Origin of the sequence: Paenibacillus sp. FSL H8-0048, from assembly GCF_038002825.1 — a bacterium.
Lineage (GTDB): Bacteria > Bacillota > Bacilli > Paenibacillales > Paenibacillaceae > Paenibacillus_AQ.
Window position 1 is genome coordinate 1,391,899 of sequence record NZ_JBBODF010000001.1, and the last position, 17,454, is coordinate 1,409,352.

14 protein-coding genes are annotated in these 17,454 nt (G+C 56.2%); 1 reads left to right on the forward strand and 13 read right to left on the reverse strand.

Going from position 1 to position 17,454, the window contains the following annotated elements:
- Positions 1–57 precede the first annotated feature (57 nt).
- Complete coding sequence (locus NSU18_RS06135) at positions 58–2,868, reverse strand: calcium-translocating P-type ATPase, SERCA-type (protein WP_341148533.1); 2,811 nt, start codon at positions 2,866–2,868, stop codon at positions 58–60.
- Between the two features lie 191 nt (positions 2,869–3,059).
- On the opposite strand from NSU18_RS06135, the gene NSU18_RS06140 reads away from it, so the two are divergent.
- A complete protein-coding gene (locus tag NSU18_RS06140) occupies positions 3,060–4,946 on the forward strand; it encodes an Rqc2 family fibronectin-binding protein (RefSeq protein WP_341148534.1) in 1,887 nt (628 codons plus the stop codon).
- Between the two features lie 902 nt (positions 4,947–5,848).
- Here NSU18_RS06140 and NSU18_RS06145 read toward each other — a convergent pair.
- The 12 genes from NSU18_RS06145 to NSU18_RS06200 all read right to left on the reverse strand — a co-directional run bounded on the left by NSU18_RS06145 (position 5,849) and on the right by NSU18_RS06200 (position 17,397).
- Positions 5,849–6,760, reverse strand: a complete 912-nt coding sequence (locus tag NSU18_RS06145; RefSeq protein ID WP_341148535.1) for a PHP domain-containing protein — start codon at positions 6,758–6,760, stop codon at positions 5,849–5,851.
- A gap of 40 nt (positions 6,761–6,800) precedes the next feature.
- The gene (locus tag NSU18_RS06150) at positions 6,801–7,700 is read right to left on the reverse strand and encodes a selenium metabolism-associated LysR family transcriptional regulator (protein ID WP_341021171.1); all 900 of its coding nucleotides are present in this window, start codon (positions 7,698–7,700) and stop codon (positions 6,801–6,803) included.
- A gap of 93 nt (positions 7,701–7,793) precedes the next feature.
- Positions 7,794–8,237: a hypothetical protein gene (locus NSU18_RS06155; protein ID WP_341021169.1), complete on the reverse strand. Its 444-nt coding sequence runs from the start codon at positions 8,235–8,237 to the stop codon at positions 7,794–7,796.
- A 112-nt stretch (positions 8,238–8,349) separates the two neighbouring features.
- A complete protein-coding gene (locus NSU18_RS06160; RefSeq protein WP_341021168.1) occupies positions 8,350–9,318 on the reverse strand; it encodes a GGDEF domain-containing protein in 969 nt (322 codons plus the stop codon).
- Complete coding sequence (locus tag NSU18_RS06165) at positions 9,299–10,207, reverse strand: EAL domain-containing protein (protein WP_341021166.1); 909 nt, start codon at positions 10,205–10,207, stop codon at positions 9,299–9,301. The genes NSU18_RS06160 and NSU18_RS06165 overlap by 20 nt, the downstream gene beginning before the upstream one ends.
- Before the next feature lie 125 nt (positions 10,208–10,332).
- Complete coding sequence (locus NSU18_RS06170; RefSeq protein WP_341148536.1) at positions 10,333–11,583, reverse strand: MFS transporter; 1,251 nt, start codon at positions 11,581–11,583, stop codon at positions 10,333–10,335.
- A 160-nt stretch (positions 11,584–11,743) separates the two neighbouring features.
- Positions 11,744–12,223: a MarR family transcriptional regulator gene (locus NSU18_RS06175; RefSeq protein WP_341148537.1), complete on the reverse strand. Its 480-nt coding sequence runs from the start codon at positions 12,221–12,223 to the stop codon at positions 11,744–11,746.
- Between the two features lie 66 nt (positions 12,224–12,289).
- Entirely contained in the window at positions 12,290–12,553 is a 264-nt protein-coding gene (locus tag NSU18_RS06180) for a YlbG family protein (protein WP_036694997.1), read from the reverse strand.
- Positions 12,554–12,595: 42 nt separating this feature from the next.
- Positions 12,596–13,033 (reverse strand): YlbF family regulator, encoded by a 438-nt coding sequence (locus NSU18_RS06185; protein ID WP_341021159.1) that lies wholly within the window; start codon positions 13,031–13,033, stop codon positions 12,596–12,598.
- A 46-nt stretch (positions 13,034–13,079) separates the two neighbouring features.
- Entirely contained in the window at positions 13,080–15,113 is a 2,034-nt protein-coding gene (locus tag NSU18_RS06190; protein WP_341148538.1) for a helicase-associated domain-containing protein, read from the reverse strand.
- Entirely contained in the window at positions 15,113–16,828 is a 1,716-nt protein-coding gene (locus tag NSU18_RS06195; protein WP_341021155.1) for a DNA repair helicase XPB, read from the reverse strand. Before NSU18_RS06195 ends, NSU18_RS06190 begins: the two co-directional genes overlap by 1 nt.
- A gap of 134 nt (positions 16,829–16,962) precedes the next feature.
- Positions 16,963–17,397 (reverse strand): CBS domain-containing protein, encoded by a 435-nt coding sequence (locus NSU18_RS06200; RefSeq protein ID WP_341021153.1) that lies wholly within the window; start codon positions 17,395–17,397, stop codon positions 16,963–16,965.
- Between the last annotated feature and the right edge of the window lie 57 nt (positions 17,398–17,454).

Here is a 17,454-nt window from a genome sequence, read left to right on the forward strand (position 1 = left end):
ACCAAGCTTCTCAGTGAAACCAGCATACCTTATAGGAGTGGAGTGAAGCTATTGATTTTATGCTGAAAACTTTGTACTTTTTATCATCTGGCGTCCGCCGCTGCGGCTGCGGTTCTTCTTGCCGCCCCAGACGCTGCCCGCTCCCATCAGGAAGGTCGGGATTCCGGACATCACCAGCACCAGGCACCATTCACGGAAGCTGAGCGGAACGGTCTTGAACACCGGCTGAAGCACAGGGAGATACATAACAGCAAGCATTAACAGGACAGAGGACAGGACCGCCAGGACCAGATATCTGTTCTGGAACGGATTCCGGTAGAAGACCGAACGCGAGCTGCGGCAGTCGAACACATGAATGAGCTGAGCCATCACAAGGGTGGCAAAAGCAACCGACTGCGCGCGGATCAACTGCTGCGCGCTGCCTGGATCAATCCGCAGCGTGAGCCAGAAGGCGGCCAGCGTACAGAGGCCGATCAGCAGCCCGCGGCTGACAATCTTCCAGCCCAGCCGCCGGGCAAAGATGTTTTCTTTCGCACCGCGCGGCTTGTGCTCCATCAGATCCTTCTCCGGCTGGTCCACGCCCAGCGCCATTGCAGGCAAGCCGTCTGTAACCAGATTGACCCACAGAATCTGGATCGGAACCAGCGGCAGCGGCAGCCCGAGCATCATGGCGAAGAACATGGTCAGAATCTCGCCGACATTCGAGGCCAGCAGGTACCGGATGAACTTGCGGATATTCTCGTAGATATTCCGTCCCTCTTCAATGGCGGCCACGATGGTCGAGAAGTTGTCGTCCCCGAGGACCAGGGCCGAGGCCTCCTTCGTCACATCCGTACCGGTGATTCCCATCGAGATCCCGATATCGGCGGCCTTAATTGCAGGCGCATCGTTCACTCCATCGCCAGTCATCGCTACGACATGGCCGTGGCGCTGCAGCGATTTGACGATCCGCAGCTTATGCTCCGGCGATACCCGGGCGTAGACGAATACGCTGTCGGAGACCTTATCCAGTGCATCATCGTCCATCCGGCTAAGCTGGCTGCCGGTCAGAACCGTACCGCCGCGCTGCAGAATGCCAAGCTGATGGGCAATAGCCTCTGCCGTTGTCCCATGGTCGCCGGTAATCATGACTGTCTTGATGCCTGCCCGGCGCGTCACACTGATCGCATCGCGCACTTCCTTGCGCGGCGGATCGATCATCCCGGCCAGACCCACGAAGACAAGCTGGCTCTCCGCTTCCTTTTCGCTGCCGGCCGTTTCTCCGCTCCGCAGATCGCGGTAAGCCATCCCGAGCACACGCAGCGCACCGGAAGCCATCTGTTCATTGGCATCCAGTACCTTCTGGCGCAAGGTCGGCGTGCAGGGCACGACTCCACCCTCCCATAGCATATACGTGCAGCAATTCAGAAGCACGTCAGGTGCGCCTTTGGTGCAGATCATCCGGCCGCCGGGGTGATTTACAACTACGGACATCAGCTTACGTTCGGAATCGAACGGAAACTCCGTCTCCCGCGTATAGGTTACGGCAAGCGCCTGGGCAGTTAGTCCCATTTTGGCAGACAAAGCGACCAGTGCACCTTCCGTAGGATCGCCCTTCAGTTCCCAGACCGGCTGGGCATTAGCCGCTTTATCCGCTTCTGCACCTTTGCCTTTCTTTTTGCTGCGCGCCTCGGGGATGCTCTCATAGATCTCTGCGTTGCTGCATAATGCACCTACCTGAAGCATGCGCCGGAGACTCTGGTCATTTTTTAGATCAATAGGCCGGCCGTTACGCAGTACACTCCCTACCGGAGCATAACCCTCCCCTGATACCTCAAGAGTCCGTCCGGCGTTCCAGAGCTGGGTGACCGTCATTTTGTTCTGTGTCAGGGTTCCTGTCTTATCCGAGCAGATGACTGAGGCGCAGCCCAGCGTCTCTACCGAAGGCAGCTTGCGGACAATCGCCTTGCGCTTGATCATCCGCTGGACACCCAGGGCGAGCGCAATCGTCACAATGGCCGGAAGCCCTTCAGGAATAGCTGCCACCGCCAGACTCACCCCGGCCAGGAACATCGCCGTTGCCGGCTGGCCATGCAGAATTCCTGCCAGGACTACGACAATAGTCAGCCCCAGTGAGACATAGATCAGGATCTTGCCGAGCTGCTCCAGACGGTGCTGCAGCGGAGTCTCCTGGGATTCCGTATTCTGGATCAGATCGGCGATCTTGCCCATCTCCGTAGCCATACCGGTGCGGATGACCACGGCCCGCCCGGTTCCCCGGGTGACCATCGTACCCATGAAGCCGATATTCTTCTGATCGCCCAGCGGGATGTCTTCGGCATAGATCGCCGAGGCATGCTTGGAGACCGGCAGCGACTCCCCCGTCAACGCCGACTCTTCGGCATAGATGCTGCTGCACTGCAGCCAGCGGACATCTGCCGGTATCCGGTCCCCGCTCTCCAGCAGGACGATATCTCCGGGGACCAGCATTCTGGCGGGCAGCACCTCCTGCTTCCCGCCGCGCATTACTTTGGCCGTAGGCGCAGAGAGCTGCTTCAGTGCTCTTAACGAACGCTCGGCGCGGAACTCCTGCACGAATCCGAGTACCCCGTTAAGCAGAATAATCGCGATAATCGTAATGGCGTCTAAATATTCGCCGAGCAGGCCGGATACCAGTGTCGCCCCCATCAGCACCAGTACCATGAAATCCTTGAACTGATTTAGCAGCAGTGTAAAAGGTGACACCCTTTTGCCCTCAGACAGCTCATTGTACCCGCTCTCTTTCCGTCTTGCGGCGGCATCCTCGGCGCTTAACCCCGTTCCCGGCTGAACGCCGAACATCTCCTGCAGCTCCTCTGCACCGAGCCGGTGCCAGCTTTTTTGTTCCATAACTAATCTTTCCCCTCCCGGTCGTTTCTTGACTTCCGGCGGCGCACAGCTTTTCCACCTGTTCATGTCCAAGTGTATTCATGGTCGTCCCAAAATATCACTGCATCTAGGCTTATCCTTTTGCGCGAACCGGTAAAAGTATGGCATCATAGAGGGAGTAATTCATTATCAGGCGACAGGAGAACCTTATCATGGCATTAGACGGCATTGTTACCCAAGCGATCGTGCATGAGCTTCAGCCCTTCATCGGTGCACGCATCGGCAAAATATATCAACCCAGCACACATGACCTCATCTTCACCCTGCGCGGTGCGGGCGGCGGCGGCAAGCTGTTGCTGTCGGCAAACCCGACCTACCCCCGGCTGCACCTGACCGAGAGAAGCAGCATCAATCCGGCGGAAGCGCCGATGTTCTGCATGCTGATGCGCAAGCATTGTGAAGGCGGCACCATCGAGAGCATCACCCAGGTGGGGCTTGAACGGATTATTCATATCACCGTCAGAACCCGGGATGAGCTGGGGGATGTCTCCGCCAAAAAAATCATCATCGAGCTGATGGGACGCCACAGCAATATCATTCTGACTGAGCTGGCCACGGGGACGATTATCGACGGCATTCATCATGTTACCCCGTCGATCAGCAGCTACCGGGTCGTTATGCCGGGTGCGGCCTATACCCAGCCGCCGCAGCAGCATAAGCTGAATCCCCTGCAGATCAGCCAGCCCGACTTCCTGACCCTCCTGGCATCGGCAGAGGAAGCGGCCCGTTACGCCGCCGAGCATCCGCAGGAGCCGGAGGAGGAGTTGATCGAGGGCGAGATCGCAGCATTGCTGGCCTCGCTTGAGGCCCCGCAGGCTGACGGCTCGGGCGGCCCGGCCCCTTCAGCCGATCCGGCCGGCTGGCTGGTTCACGCCTTCAGCGGCCTGAGTCCGCTGATCGCCGGGGAAATTCTATACCGGTACAAAGAGTTGAGCGGTGAAGCTGAAGGTTACAGCAGCGGAATGGATAAGCCTGAACAGCTCTGGGAAGCCTTCCAATCGGTCATGGAACCTGTAAGCAAGCAGGAATTCGCTCCGGTCACTGGCTGGAACGCCAAGGGCAAGCCGGTCTTCTCAGCCATTCCGCTGAAGCTGATGAGCGGGAATGTGAAGCATTACAGCTCCATAAGCCTGTGCCTGGAGGATTATTACGGGGACAAAGCGGAGAAGGATACCGTTAAGCAACGGGTCAGCGACCTGATCCGCTTCCTCAGCAACGAGCGCAGCAAGAACATCAAGAAGCTGGCTAACCTGCAAAAGGATCTGAACGAAGCCGAGGATGCAGACCAGTTCCGCATCTGGGGCGAGCTGCTGTTCGCTTCCCTGCACACCGTGAACAAAGGCGACAAGCAAGCAAAACTAGTAAACTACTATGATGAGAATCAGGCGGAGATCACCGTTCCGCTTGACCCGCTGCTCAGCCCTACGGACAATGCACAGCGGTATTTCAAGAAATATAACAAATACAAGAACAGCCTGCGGGTGATCGGCGAGCAGGTTAAGAAGACGCACGAAGAGATCGCCTATATGGAGCTGTTGCTCCAGCAATTGGCTCATGCCTCACTGAATGACATTGAGGAGATCCGTGAGGAGCTGGTCAGCCAGGGCTATCTGCGCGACCGCAGCAAGAAAGGCAAGAAGAAAAAGAAGGCAGCCAGACCCACGCTGCAGGTTTTCACCTCCTCTGAAGGGGTGGACGTCTATGTCGGCAAAAACAATCTGCAAAACGAATATGTCACCAACCGGCTCGCCGCGCCGAACGATACCTGGCTGCATACCAAGGATATTCCCGGCTCACATGTGGTGATCCGCAGCGAGGAGTTCGGCGATGCCACCCTGGAGGAAGCCGCCCAGCTCGCCGCCTACTTCAGCCAGGCCAAGCAATCCAGCAGCGTGCCGGTGGACTGCACCCTCATCCGTTACGTGCGCAAGCCAAGCGGTGCCAAGCCGGGCTTCGTCATCTACGATCATCAGCGCACACTCTTCGTCACACCGGATGAAGAGCGGATCAAACAGCTGCCGAATGTGCTGCGAAGTTAGGACACCAGTAGTCTGCAAAACATCGGGCTCGCACGAAGGCGCATGGGTCAGATGTATGCGGAAAACAGCATGCAATCGGCTCGCGTGAAGGCGCGTGTTCCAATTGTGTGCGAAAACAGCATACAATCGACTCGTATGAAGGCGCGTGGGCCAGATGTATGTGGAAAACAGCATACATTCGGCTCGCGTGAAGGCGCGTGGGCCCAATGTATGCGGAAAACAGCATACATTCGGCTCGTGTGAAGGCGCATGGGCCCAATGTATGCGGAAAACAGCATACATTCGGCTCGTGTGAAGGCGCGTGGGCCCAATGTATGCGGAAAACAGCATACATTCGGCTCGTGTGAAGGCGCATGGGTCAGATGTATGTGGAAATCAGCATACATTCGGCTCGCTCAGGGCGCATGGGCCAGATGTATGTGGAAAACAGTATACATTCGGCTCGCTCAGGGCTCATGGGCCCAATGTATGCGGAAAACAGCATACATTCGGCTCGCGTGAAGGCGCGTGGGCCAGATGTATGTGGAAAAACAGCATACATTCGGCTCGTGTGAAGGCGCGTGGGCCAGATGTATGTGGAAAACAGCATACATTCGGCTCGTGTGAAGGCACGTGGGCCAATTGTGTGCGGAAAAAAGCATACAATCGGCTCGCATTGAAGGCGCGTGGGCCCAATGTATGCGGAAAACCGAACACAATAACAGGTGGTTTACTCTTACTGATCATGCGCTTTACTAACAGTAAAGACTCCTCCACCAAAAAAACCTCCCTCCTGTAGCGCCTACGCTAAGGGAGGGAGGTTTTTGGGTTGGTTTGGTTTTGGTTTTGGTTTTGATGTCCTGTGGCGTGGTGCCTTGTGTCTGATTTTTTGTATCCTATGCCCTATGCTCTCTGTCCTGCCGTCAGCCTCTGGCAGCCTTAAGCTGCTCCAGCACAGCGGCAGGCACACTCACACTGCCGATATCCCCGTGGAAAACAACGCCCTGCCGCGCACCATGGAAATCGGAGCCGCCGGTTACCCGCAGGCCGAATTCCGCAGCAAGAGCAAGGTAGCGCTCATGCTCTGCCGGGCCATGGTCGGAATGATATACCTCGATGCCGTCCAGATCACATTGCTCCACAATGCTCCGGACCAGAGCGTCATCCCCGTAGATTCCCGGATGGGCCAGCACCGCTGCACCGCCTGCTTCACGAATCCACTCGCAGGCTGTCACTGGTGTAATACGCGGAGGCGAGACATAAGCCGCCGCCCCTTCGCCCAGATACTTGTCGAAGGCATCCCGCATATCCACAGCTGCACCCAGCCGTACCAGCTCATCCGCAATGTGCGGCCGGCCGATGCTCTCATCAGGCTTCAGCTCCCGGCCCAGCCCTGACACTACCTGCTCCAGGGTGATCGCTATACCCAGTCCGCGCAGCTTCTCCAGAATCGCTTCATTCCGCCCCAGCCGGATTCCCCGCTGCTCCTCCAGGCGGGACAGCAGCAGCTCCTGCTCTATGTCAATATAGTAACCGAGGACGTGGATCTCCTTCCCGCCCTGCCGTGTGCTAATCTCAACACCGGGAACTACAGCAATCCCATACCGCTTACCTGCTTCCACCGCTTCCGCTACACCGCTGACCGTATCATGGTCAGTAATGGCTAACGCTGCTAAGCCGGCCTCATACCCAAGCCGCACATTCTCAGCCGGCGGCTGCATGCCGTCCGAGGCCTGGGTATGGGTGTGCAGGTCGCATCTTCCGGCAGTATCAGCAAGAACCGTTGTAACTAACTCCGCCTCTGATGGACCGCTATGACGCTTATGGTCTGTCATAGAATTCCTCCGTTCTTTTAATTTGTTCTTTTAATTAAGGTTACTGTCCGCCGGCATGCTCGCGCAGGAAGCTCAGGAAGGTTACCGCCGAGATCGGCAGCAGGGTCGATTTCAGATGAATGGCGTAGAATTGCCGTTTGAAGGAGGCATCCGTCAGATTAACAATTTTGAGCAGGCCGAGTGCCACTTCATGCTTGACCGAGGAGGTCGAGATGATGGTAATCCCCAATCCCGCCTCTACCGCCGACTTCACCGCTCCCGTACTGCCCAGCTCCATCACAATCTGCATCGCCGCAGGATCAAGTCCGTTCGCCTCAAGCTGCTCCTCCATCACCCGCCGTGTACCGGAACCGCGTTCACGCAGCACGAACGGGTAGGCGAGCGCCTGCGCCAGCGTCACTTCCGCCTGGCCGGCCAGCGGATGCTCCCCGGGAACGATGAGCTTCAGCTCATCGCCCATTACCGGCTCAATCACCATATCCGGGTGGGAGACCGGCGCTTCAATCAGCCCGAAATTGAGCTGATGCTTGTGAATCTCATCCATAATCTGTGAAGTGTTCATCACCTTCATCATAATCGAGATATTCGGATATTCCTTGCCGAAAGGCCCCAGCAGGCGGGGGAGCACATATTCGCCGATGGTCAGGCTGGCTCCGAGCATCAGACGGCCCTCCAGCATGTGGGTGAAGGCTGACATCGCCTGATCCGTCTCGCGCATCAGCTGCATGCTGCGCACCGCGAACGGCATCAGCGTCAGGCCGGCCTCAGTGAGTATGATTTTTTTGGTGGAGCGGTCGAACAGCTTGGTTCCGAAATAATCCTCCAGCGCCTGAATCTGCATGGTCACCGCAGGCTGGGTCATATGCAGAGTCTGTGCCGCCGCCGAGAAGCTGCCCCGTTCGGACACGGTATAGAAAATATGAAGCTGATGAAAATTCATACGTTACTGACTCCTTCGCTAATTACAGTTGTAGAGTGTAGAGCAAAAAAGGCACACAGCCCTAAGCCGCATGCCTCCCTCGTTTCAAGTATCCTACTTGCGCCTGCGGCGTTTCTTGGACAGCTTCATGCGCCGGGAATGACGCAGCCAGGAATAGTATCTCTTGAGATCCCGAAGCTGCGGAGTCACCGATATTTTGCCCAGAAAAGACACGATCACCATGACATACAGCGGCTCTCCGGAGAGGGCGGTGACGCCCTCAAGCTGCCTGAAATTAACCACGATCACCGTATCATTATCGATCAGATAGGCATTATAATCACTGTTCGAGTAAGGTCTCAGCCGATTCTGCTTCAAAGCCTGCCAGATCCAGGCGGTCACCTCCACATTCCCGCTGTCCTCAGCAGCTACCCGGTCCGCATAACGGCTCCCCGCATGCCGGGTCAGCACGATGTCGGCAATCCCGTAGTTATTCAGCATGATATGGAAGGGTTCGTGCTCGCCCCACCAATCCAGCCCCTTGCCCTGCATAGTCATCACACTCCACGTAAAAAGGGTCTTGGCATGCTCTTATTGTTGTCAATCTTACCGCACTTAGGGCCGTTGTTCAAGCATCCTGCCCTCCCCGGGAGTGTTGCAGTGCGAAACGTCAGCTGCCCGTCCTATGTATACTGATATCGGTGTCATCGACGTAGCTGCTGCCTCTGATCATTTTGCAGCTTTTTTTGAAGCGGGCCGCCTCTACCGACAGCTCTTCAATGGAAGCAAACCGGCGGCTGCGGTTCGTAACGACGGCAATCGAGATCGAGACCAGCGGAATCTCCTCCAGTTGTCCCGAACGGCTCTCGGTCAGCACGTATTTCTGGGCCAGATGCCCGGCATGATAGAAATCCTTAACTGCCGTATCGAACGCCGCGATAATGCTTCTGCAGCATTCCTCATAGTGATAATTGCTGATAAAAATAATAAAATCATCCCCGCCGATATGCCCCAGGAATCCGTTCATCCGCAGCGCCTCGTGCTTCAGCAGCTCCGCAGTAGCTTGAATCATCCGGTCGCCTTCCTTGAAACCGTAGGTGTCGTTGTACGCCTTAAAATGGTCAAGATCGATGTAGAGTACACTGAATTCATCCTGCAGCAGCGTCTTCACCATCCACTCGGTAATGCTGATATTCCCCGGCAGACCCGTTAACGGATTCAGGAAGCTGGCGGCCACTGCCTGAATCTCCGCGAAGTTAAGCAGCAGCTCCCGTACGCTGACCGCACCGAACAGAGCCTTCTCGTGAGTTACGATCACATAATCGTACAGATTCTCTTCCCGCCTGGACATCGCCTGCCGGCTTACCTCGATAATGGGCGTGTTATAGTCCACCACCAACGGATTTGTGTCCATCACCAGCTCTACAGGTCTGCCCATATAGAGCGTATAGCCGTATAGCGTACCTATTTTCTGATAAAAGCTGATCCTCATAATCAATCCGGCAGTCCGCCCGTTTTGTGTGACGGCTACGCCTTGGAGCTGGGGATTGCTTTTAAAAATCTGGTCGACAAACCCGCATTTGTGATGAATCGAAATGTCCGGGATTTGTTCAGCGATTTCACCGATCTGAAGAAACATGCTTACACCCTCCCTTGACTGGATACGGAAGCACCGGAGACGGAAGCGCTCCACGCTCAGGCCGGTGAGCCGGCCTCCCGAGCGCAAAGCCCTGACCATATTCCACTCCCGCCATCTGTAAAAAATGCAGCTCCGGCGCAGTCTCAATCCCCTCGGCTATCACCCGGGTGGAAGAACGGTCGGCATATTCCCTGACCAGTCCCAGGAGCTCCTGCTGCTCCCGGCTGGTATGAATACCCCGGATGAGGGATTTGTCCAGCTTGATGAATTCCGGCTTCAGATAGACCAGCGTCTTGAGACTGTTGTAGCCGGAGCCGGCATCATCCACAGCAATGCGGAAGCCCTGCTCGCGGTAATGGGACAGAACCTTTTCAAACCGGACATAGTCCTGCACCGCCTGGCGCTCTGTCAGCTCGAAGACGATCCGCTCCGGCGAAAGCCCCAGCTCCTTCAGATAGCCCAGCGTCTCTCCGCTCTTGTGGCGGGGGTCATACAGCACACCGGGCTGCACATTCAAGAACAGAAGTTCCCTGTTCCCGGCCTCTGCCTCCGGCAGCCGCTCCATATACCGGGACAGCGACATTCTCCGGCAGTACTGCTCGAAGCGGAACATCTGATCACTCCGTCCGGCAAAATCATAAAAGTGCTCCGTGCTCGGAAACTGCGGCGAAGCGGGCGGGCGGTTCAGCGCCTCATGTCCCAGTGTCTCCCCGGTCCGCAAATGCAGAATGGGCTGAAAATACGTATCCAGCAATTCATGCTCCATAATCTCCAGCAGCACAGCTAATCTGCCCAGCTCCTGAACCTCATCCCTGAATCTCCCGCTCATGTACCTCAGATATTGCGGCAAAGCCGCAAGCTTGCGGGACAGGGCTCCTGTCTTATTCATCTAATCCCCCGTCTGCTTGTCTTCGTGAATTCAATAACACTCTCCTCAGCATAGATTGGAATTATTAAGCAGGGATAAACTTCGGGACGGGGCATGGCTTTCTAAACATTTTTCACATTAACGACTTATTTCGACAGTATTTCTGCCCGGTTAATCGTATAGAGCACAGGGATTGCCGCTCCAATTAGGATCACCCCCATGAAGGCCGGTGCAGCCGGTCCAAGGGACACGTAGAGCTGTCCTCCGACCAGAGGCCCGATCATTCTCGCCAGTGCCTGAATCGATTGGCTGCCTCCTTGAACCCATCCCTGTTCGCCCGCAGCGGCAGATTTGGACAGCATTCCGTTGAACGAAGGCCCGAAGACCGAATCGCCGAAGCCGAAGATAAACATCCCTGCGATAAAAAGAGGATAAAAGGCGAGCACAGCCGACAACGCAAACAGGATGTAGCCAACAATTTCCGAGACCATTCCGAGGAGCGCTATTTGCCTGTCACTGTATCTTTTCAGGAGCTTCGGCATAATGAACCCTTGGGACAGGATATCCTGCAAGCCCATGATGGAGAACATCACTCCAATGATAACCGGCTTCCAGCTGAAATTATCCAACGTGAACTGTGAAAAAATAGCCTGGAATGATCCATTCGGTATCCACAGCAGGAGCGCAGAGACCAACAGCCTGTTAAGGTTCTTCATGGACAGCAGGCTGGCAAGCTGAGAAAAGGGATTCAGCCTGACTAAGGGGATGACCTTTAGTCTCTTGCTTTTCTCCAGACTCTCCGGCATGAAGAGGAAGCCATAACCCACATTGAGTAGTGTCACGGCTGCGCCAGCATACATGGGCACCGAGTATCCGAACTTGGCCAGCAGCCCGCCCACAGACGGACCGATAATAGTACCCGCCCCTACCACCGCGCTCACCCATCCGAAGTACTTAGTCCGTTGCTCCGGCGGAAGAATGTCTGCAAAATAAGCGAAGATCGTACCGATGCTCCCGCCTGTGATCCCTTCAATGATCCGCCCGGCGAACAGCACCCACAAAGCCCCTCCAAGGCCAAATATGAAGTAACCGGCAGCAGAACCCAGCAGGCATAGGAGAAGCAGTGGACGCCGCCCGTATTTATCACTCAGCGCACCCAGCACAGGCGCGGCACAGAACAGGCAGGCCGCATACGCTGAAGTCAGCAGGGTAACCATCACCGCTTGTTTTCCGGGATCGCTAATGTAAGGCTGGACGAGAAACGGAACCACAGGAGCGATAATACTGAAGCCTATTCCGCATAAAAATACTGAGATTAGACCGAATATAAGCGCGTGCTTGTCTACCTTTGGTTCTGAAGATTGATCTTGATGATGAGCAGGTTTGGATGTAGACATGTATCTTGCCTCCTTAGAGTTTATGCTTTGTTTCCTAAGAAACAATATCATCCTAACACATTTTTGATTCCACGGAAACAAAAATATAGACATAAAAAAACACCCTGTCGGGTGAAGGTAGCTCTGCCTGAACTATTATGCCTAAAGTATATAGGGAAAATCAATCTTCTTTCGTGCCGTTCTCCAGTTCCTGCTTCTTAATCTCTTCATCCAAATGCCTATTGTACTTCTCCATGAAGCTTAGCATCCCGGCATACTGGCTGTCGGTCACCTGCTCAAACACAGGTCTGTCCCGCTCCCGGAACTCACGGTGCAGTTCGTCATGGATCTGATATACAGCCCCCCCTTTAACAGTAAGCCTGAAATAGATTTCCTTCTGATTGTCCGGCTTCTGGTAGCTCTCGATAAGCCCCTTGTGCAGGAGCTTCCGTGTTATCTTGCTGATTGCCCCCCTGGTCATGTACAAGGCCTCTGCAAGCCTGGTCACGTTGGCGTCTGCATGTGTTCCGATGTATTCAATACAGTGCACCTCGGAGGGTTTATTGCCCTTAAGACTGATCTCCATCTTCGACTTGTTCAGCCAGTTCATCTTATTAAATAGTTCCCGGAAAGCGGTTAAGACCTGTTCCTCTTTGTTCATTGCGGGTCCCCCTCCCTAAAAAAACAGACGCCAGCGGCGCCTGTCTAACTACCCTTTATCCCTGAACTACAGACCGTAATACTTGGACTTGTCCGGTCCGTTGCTGGTATATTCCGTCTTCAGTTCATTGCGGTACGAACGCTCAATCTTACGCACATAAGAAAGTCTGCGGACATTCTTCATGACTTCCTCGGCGCGCTCCGCATTGACGTACATTACCGCGTAATGCATTTTACGGGAAACGTAGTGCAGTGTGCCGTACTTCTCCAGGTTGCGTGCCGCCTTGACGTCGCTAACCCATACGATATAACCTGTCCGTTCCGCAAACATAAGCTTATCCGCCTCTCTTTCTCTGTCTCCTCACGGGTCAGCTTATCCGCAAGAGCATTTGCCGCCGCTGCCGCATCCGCCCTTGGGGGACGGGTCGTTACTAGGAACCTTGATGCTGTCCGAGACCGAGAATGCGATCGCCTCCGACATGGAATGAAGAATATCATCCAGCGTCTTCTCCGCATTCTTGAAGCGGACTACCGCTTCGAACTGCTCCAGCTCCCGTTCTACAGCCTCAACCTCATCCTTGGCCGAGTGATAGTTCGGGTGAAAATGACCAAACCGCTGTGTCTCCTCAAACAGCTCCTTCTTGCTTTGCAGCCGCTTGATCATGGCCTGGATTTCGGGATGGTTATCCACCTGCCCCTTCCAGTATAGGTAATCCGACACTTCTGCGGATTGATTAATCATATCGCCTAATTCATAGGCGTATGTCAGCACTTCGGCCATATCGACCGTATTTAATTCCGCTACGCTCATGAACTTCAACTCTTTTCTGCATTTAATGTTCTACCGCAGCGATAGACTACCTTATCATAACATATCCGCCCGCCTCAGCAGAAGAAGAATTTCTGTACCTAAGCGGATGCAACAGCTGAATTTCCTGCCAGTCTTCCGCTGCAAGCTCTGCCTCCTCTGCCGTCCCCGTCCCCGGAAAAAGCAGAATACCCCGCACCCTCCATGGACGTCCGCTGATCCGCTCCGGAATGAAATCCGCCGCCTTGCCGCCATAGGAGAGCCGGACCTTGATTCCCCAGCTTAGGGCATGCTCCATTACCTTTTGCGCTGTGGTGGCATGATACTGCCTCCACTGATTGAACCACATCTGCGGCACGGCCTCTTCACCCGGCAGCTCCAGCATCGGGGGGGTGCCCCTGTCCGGCGGCAGAAGCTTCGGGGAGGGTCCCGTTCCCAACAGGCCCCGTTCCCCGGCTGCGGCAGGAAGCTCGTAACGCTGTACTGTCCCGGACAGTTCAAACAGTTGGGTAGGGGCAGTCCCGTTCAGCTTCCCTGCCCTTACAGACGGCGCCAGACCGGCGGCGGCAAGCTCCTTGCGCAGCTGCCCGGCTGCCTCCGGCCGGACGATGAAGTGGAGCGGGCCAATCCGGGTAACGATGTCCTGCAGCCGGGGATGAGCAGCGATATCCCCGCCCTCCTGCTCTCCGGCACAGGACAGCAGAAGCACCTCCGCCAGTTCAGTCCGCCCGATCGCTCTGGCCCACTGCCGGAGCGCAAGTATGGCCTGCTCCGGCAATCCTCCGGCGGCATGGTCGTTCAGCCAGGAGATCACCTCACCCGGAGCGAAGCCCTGGTCCGCTGCCGCTTCCAGCCGCTCCCGCGTTAGCCGGAAGCTCCAGATATCCTCGTGGTGCAGCAGCTCCGCACACCCGGCCAAGGTCCAGCGGACCGTATACGGGACCTCCGGCGGAACCAGCACCTCGAAATCCGGCTGGACAATGAAGCCGGGGAAAGCTGAATCCGATTCTTGCGGCAGCGGGCTGCGTGCGGCTTCAGTTGCTGCGGGTCTCTGCGGGCTGAAGGCGGTGTCTTGAGCTTCGGAGGCGCTGTCTAGGTACCCCTCTTGATTCTGCGGGGTTGCTCCTAGACTATGCCCCGTTAGCTGTGGCTTCACTGCCTTCCAGCGAAAGCACTCCTCCCCTTCTGCTGAAGATCCTAGCTCACACCATCCGAAGGCGGCCAGAAGGCGAAGCCAGGCAAGTGCAGCCTGCTTAAGCCCTGAGTCTGTCCCTGCCGTCCCCGGCACAGCCTGCTCTCCGGCAAGACCATTCTGTCTCATCCAGCTTAGTACAGGCGCTACCGCAAACCACTCGTCCGCCTTAAACTCCGCTGCCGAGAGCAAATGTCTGAAATGCTGCTCTTCAGGCAGCGGAGCACCGTAACGGCTGATGATCAAGGTATAGAGTGTATCCGTCATCTCCTGAGCAGTAAGCGTCAGCCAGCGTTGCAGCACCGGTCTGTCTAATGCATACCCGCTATTGTCGCGGGTGATCAGCCCCAGTGCGCTCAGCAGATCAATGATTAATGTAACCGGCAGCGGATAGCTCTGGTGACCGGCGGAGGACTCCAGCAGGGCCAAAGCCCCCTCCGGTATGGACAACCTTCCGGCTAACCGGCTGAGCTGCTTCTTATGTAACACTCCCTTAGATGTCAGCGGCAGGCCTTCACGGGCTATGAACAACAGGCTTTGAAATATCTCCCCTGCCAGTTCTGAACACGCCGCATGCTCAACCCGTATTGTCCCCTCCACCTGTACCTGCGGGCAACCCGTCCAGAAGCTCCGCAGGATCAAGGGATACTGCTGCTGCGGTACCTGATACAGCCTCTCTCCCCACACCTTTTGACGCAGCTCCAGCATCCCCGTATGAAGCAGTTCCTCCAGGGCCAGTATCTGTTCAGCCCTGCACAGGAATTCAGGCCGCAGACGCTCTATAGAATCTGCTGTACACGGCGAGGCCGCATGCTCTGCCGCTATCCGCAGCAGTACTTCACAGGCGTCCGAAGATAGTCTGCTAATATCATCTGCCGGTTCCAGTTCCATCAGAGAACAGCTCCTTCCGCCGGGTCCAGCATCCGGACCCCGTATTCGTAGCCTTGCTCAGTCAGAAACATCCGGCGGCGCAGAGCGAAATCCTGTTCCCGGCTGTCTCCCGTAACCAGCGTGTAGAAATACGCCCGGTTATCCCCCGGCTTCGGACGAAGGATGCGGCCCAGCCGCTGAGCCTCCTCCTGGCGGGAACCGAAGGCGCCGGATACCTCAATTGCCACTGAGGCATCCGGCAGATTCACAGCAAAATTCGCTACCTTGGAGACGATCAGCACCGGCAGCTTGCCTTCATTGAACGCAGCATAGAGCGCGTTCCGCTCCTTCTGCGGAGTCTTGCCTGTGATCAGCGGGGCCGCAAGCAGCGCCGCCAGCTGTTCCAACTGGTCCAGATACTGGCCGATCACAAGTATCGCCGCTGCGGGATGCGCCTTGGCAAGCTGTGCTGCCGCCTGAGCCTTGGCCTGATTGCCGGCCGCCAGCCGGAACTGCTCCTTCGCCCCGGCATACAGATATTGCTGCCGCAGCTCCTGGCTCATCGGAACGATGACCTCGATGCAATCGACAGCCGCAATCCATCCCTGCCGCTCCAGCACCTTCCAGGGCAGGTCATAGCATCTCGGGCCGATCAGGGAGAACACATCTCCCTCCCGTCCGTCCTCCCGGACCAGCGTTGCTGTCAGCCCCAGCCGCCGCGTAGCCTGAATATCTGCGGTTGCCCGGAAGACAGGTGCCGGAAGCAGGTGGACCTCGTCATAGATAATCAGCCCCCAATTCCGTTCATGGAACAGATTCATATGGACGAACGCTCCTCCCTTGGAGCGCCTATGGGTCATCATCTGATAGGTTGCAACGGTTACAGGCCGCACCTCCCGGTGCTCTCCCGTGTATTCCCCAACCTCCTCTTCGCTCAGCGAGGTCCGCAGCAGCAGCTCCCCGCGCCACTGTTCTACAGAAGTCGTGCTCGAAGTAAGGATCAGCGTCTCACACTGCAGCTGCTCCAGCACCCCAAGGCCCACAACCGTCTTGCCTGCCCCGCAGGGCAACACGACCACTCCGCTGCCTCCATGTCCTCCAGTCCCCTGGAACTTACGGACAGCCTCCCGTTGATAATCCCGTAGCTCGAATCCACTGCTGCTGCCCTCTCGGACGTTGTTCCCAATAGACTCCCGCCAGGCTAGCTTCAGCTTCTGTCCGTCCCGGTACCCGGCGTAGTCAAGAACCGGATAACCCAGTCTGGTCATCTCCTGCTTCAGCAAGCCCCGGTTCATCTTCGGACAATAGCTATGCAGCTCCCCGGCCCGGCAGAGGCCCAGCTCCTTCAGCTCCTGAGCATCATCCAGTTCATCCAGCAGGCTCGCCCGGTCAGCAGTTAACCTGACAAGCTGTGAATCACTCTCATCTGCATGCAGGTGCAAGCTTCCGTAACGGGACATTAACAGCTCCATCTCCCCCTCCACCTCGGAAGGAATGCCCCACCTGGACAGCCTGCGGAGTCCTTGAGTGACCTCTGCCGCAGACTGCCCCCCGGCTGCGGCATTCCATAGGGACAAAGGCGTGATCCGGTAAGTGTGATAGGCTGGAGGACTTTTGACAAGCTCGGCAAAGCCGCTTAGAACCGCCCGCGCCTCCTCAAATCCCGGATGTCCGCATTCCAGCAAAATTGTCCGGTCATTCCGTATTATACATGGCCCCGCCTCTACTCCTCTCATCCTGTTCCCTCCTTATGTGTGATAGCGGTTTAAGCTGTTAATGTTACTCAATGGCTCATTAGCCAGCATCCACATTCTCCCTACAACGAAAAAGCCCATTTCCGCCTAACGGATATGAGCCATTCGTCATTCTATTAATGCAGCTGCTGGCGCTGCGAGATTTCATGGAGCGCCTCAGCAGCCTCATCTGCGAACATTCTCTTGTCTGCCAGATCACCTAAGGAGACTACTCCGGTCAGCTTCTTGCCCTGCGTCACCGGAATGCGCCGGATCTGTGCGGAGGCCATCAGCTCAGCCGCCTCCTCCACAGAGGCGGATTCCTCAACGGAGAGGATCTCCCGGCTCATGACAGTCTCCACGGCTGTTGAGCCGGGATGCTTGGCCGCGTACCCGCGGATGACCAGATCGCGGTCTGTAATCACACCAATCAGCGTTGCTCCATCAGCCGAATCTACCACCGGAATAAAGCCCGTCCCGCTATCTCTCATGGCAACGGCAACCTCATAGATATTGTCCAGCAGAGTAACCGACACCGGCTGCGCGGTCATTACTTCTTTGACTGTCTTCAAGAATGAACCCTCCCGTCCACGTTAGCGTGGCATTTGAGAGTAGTTTTTCCTGTAACG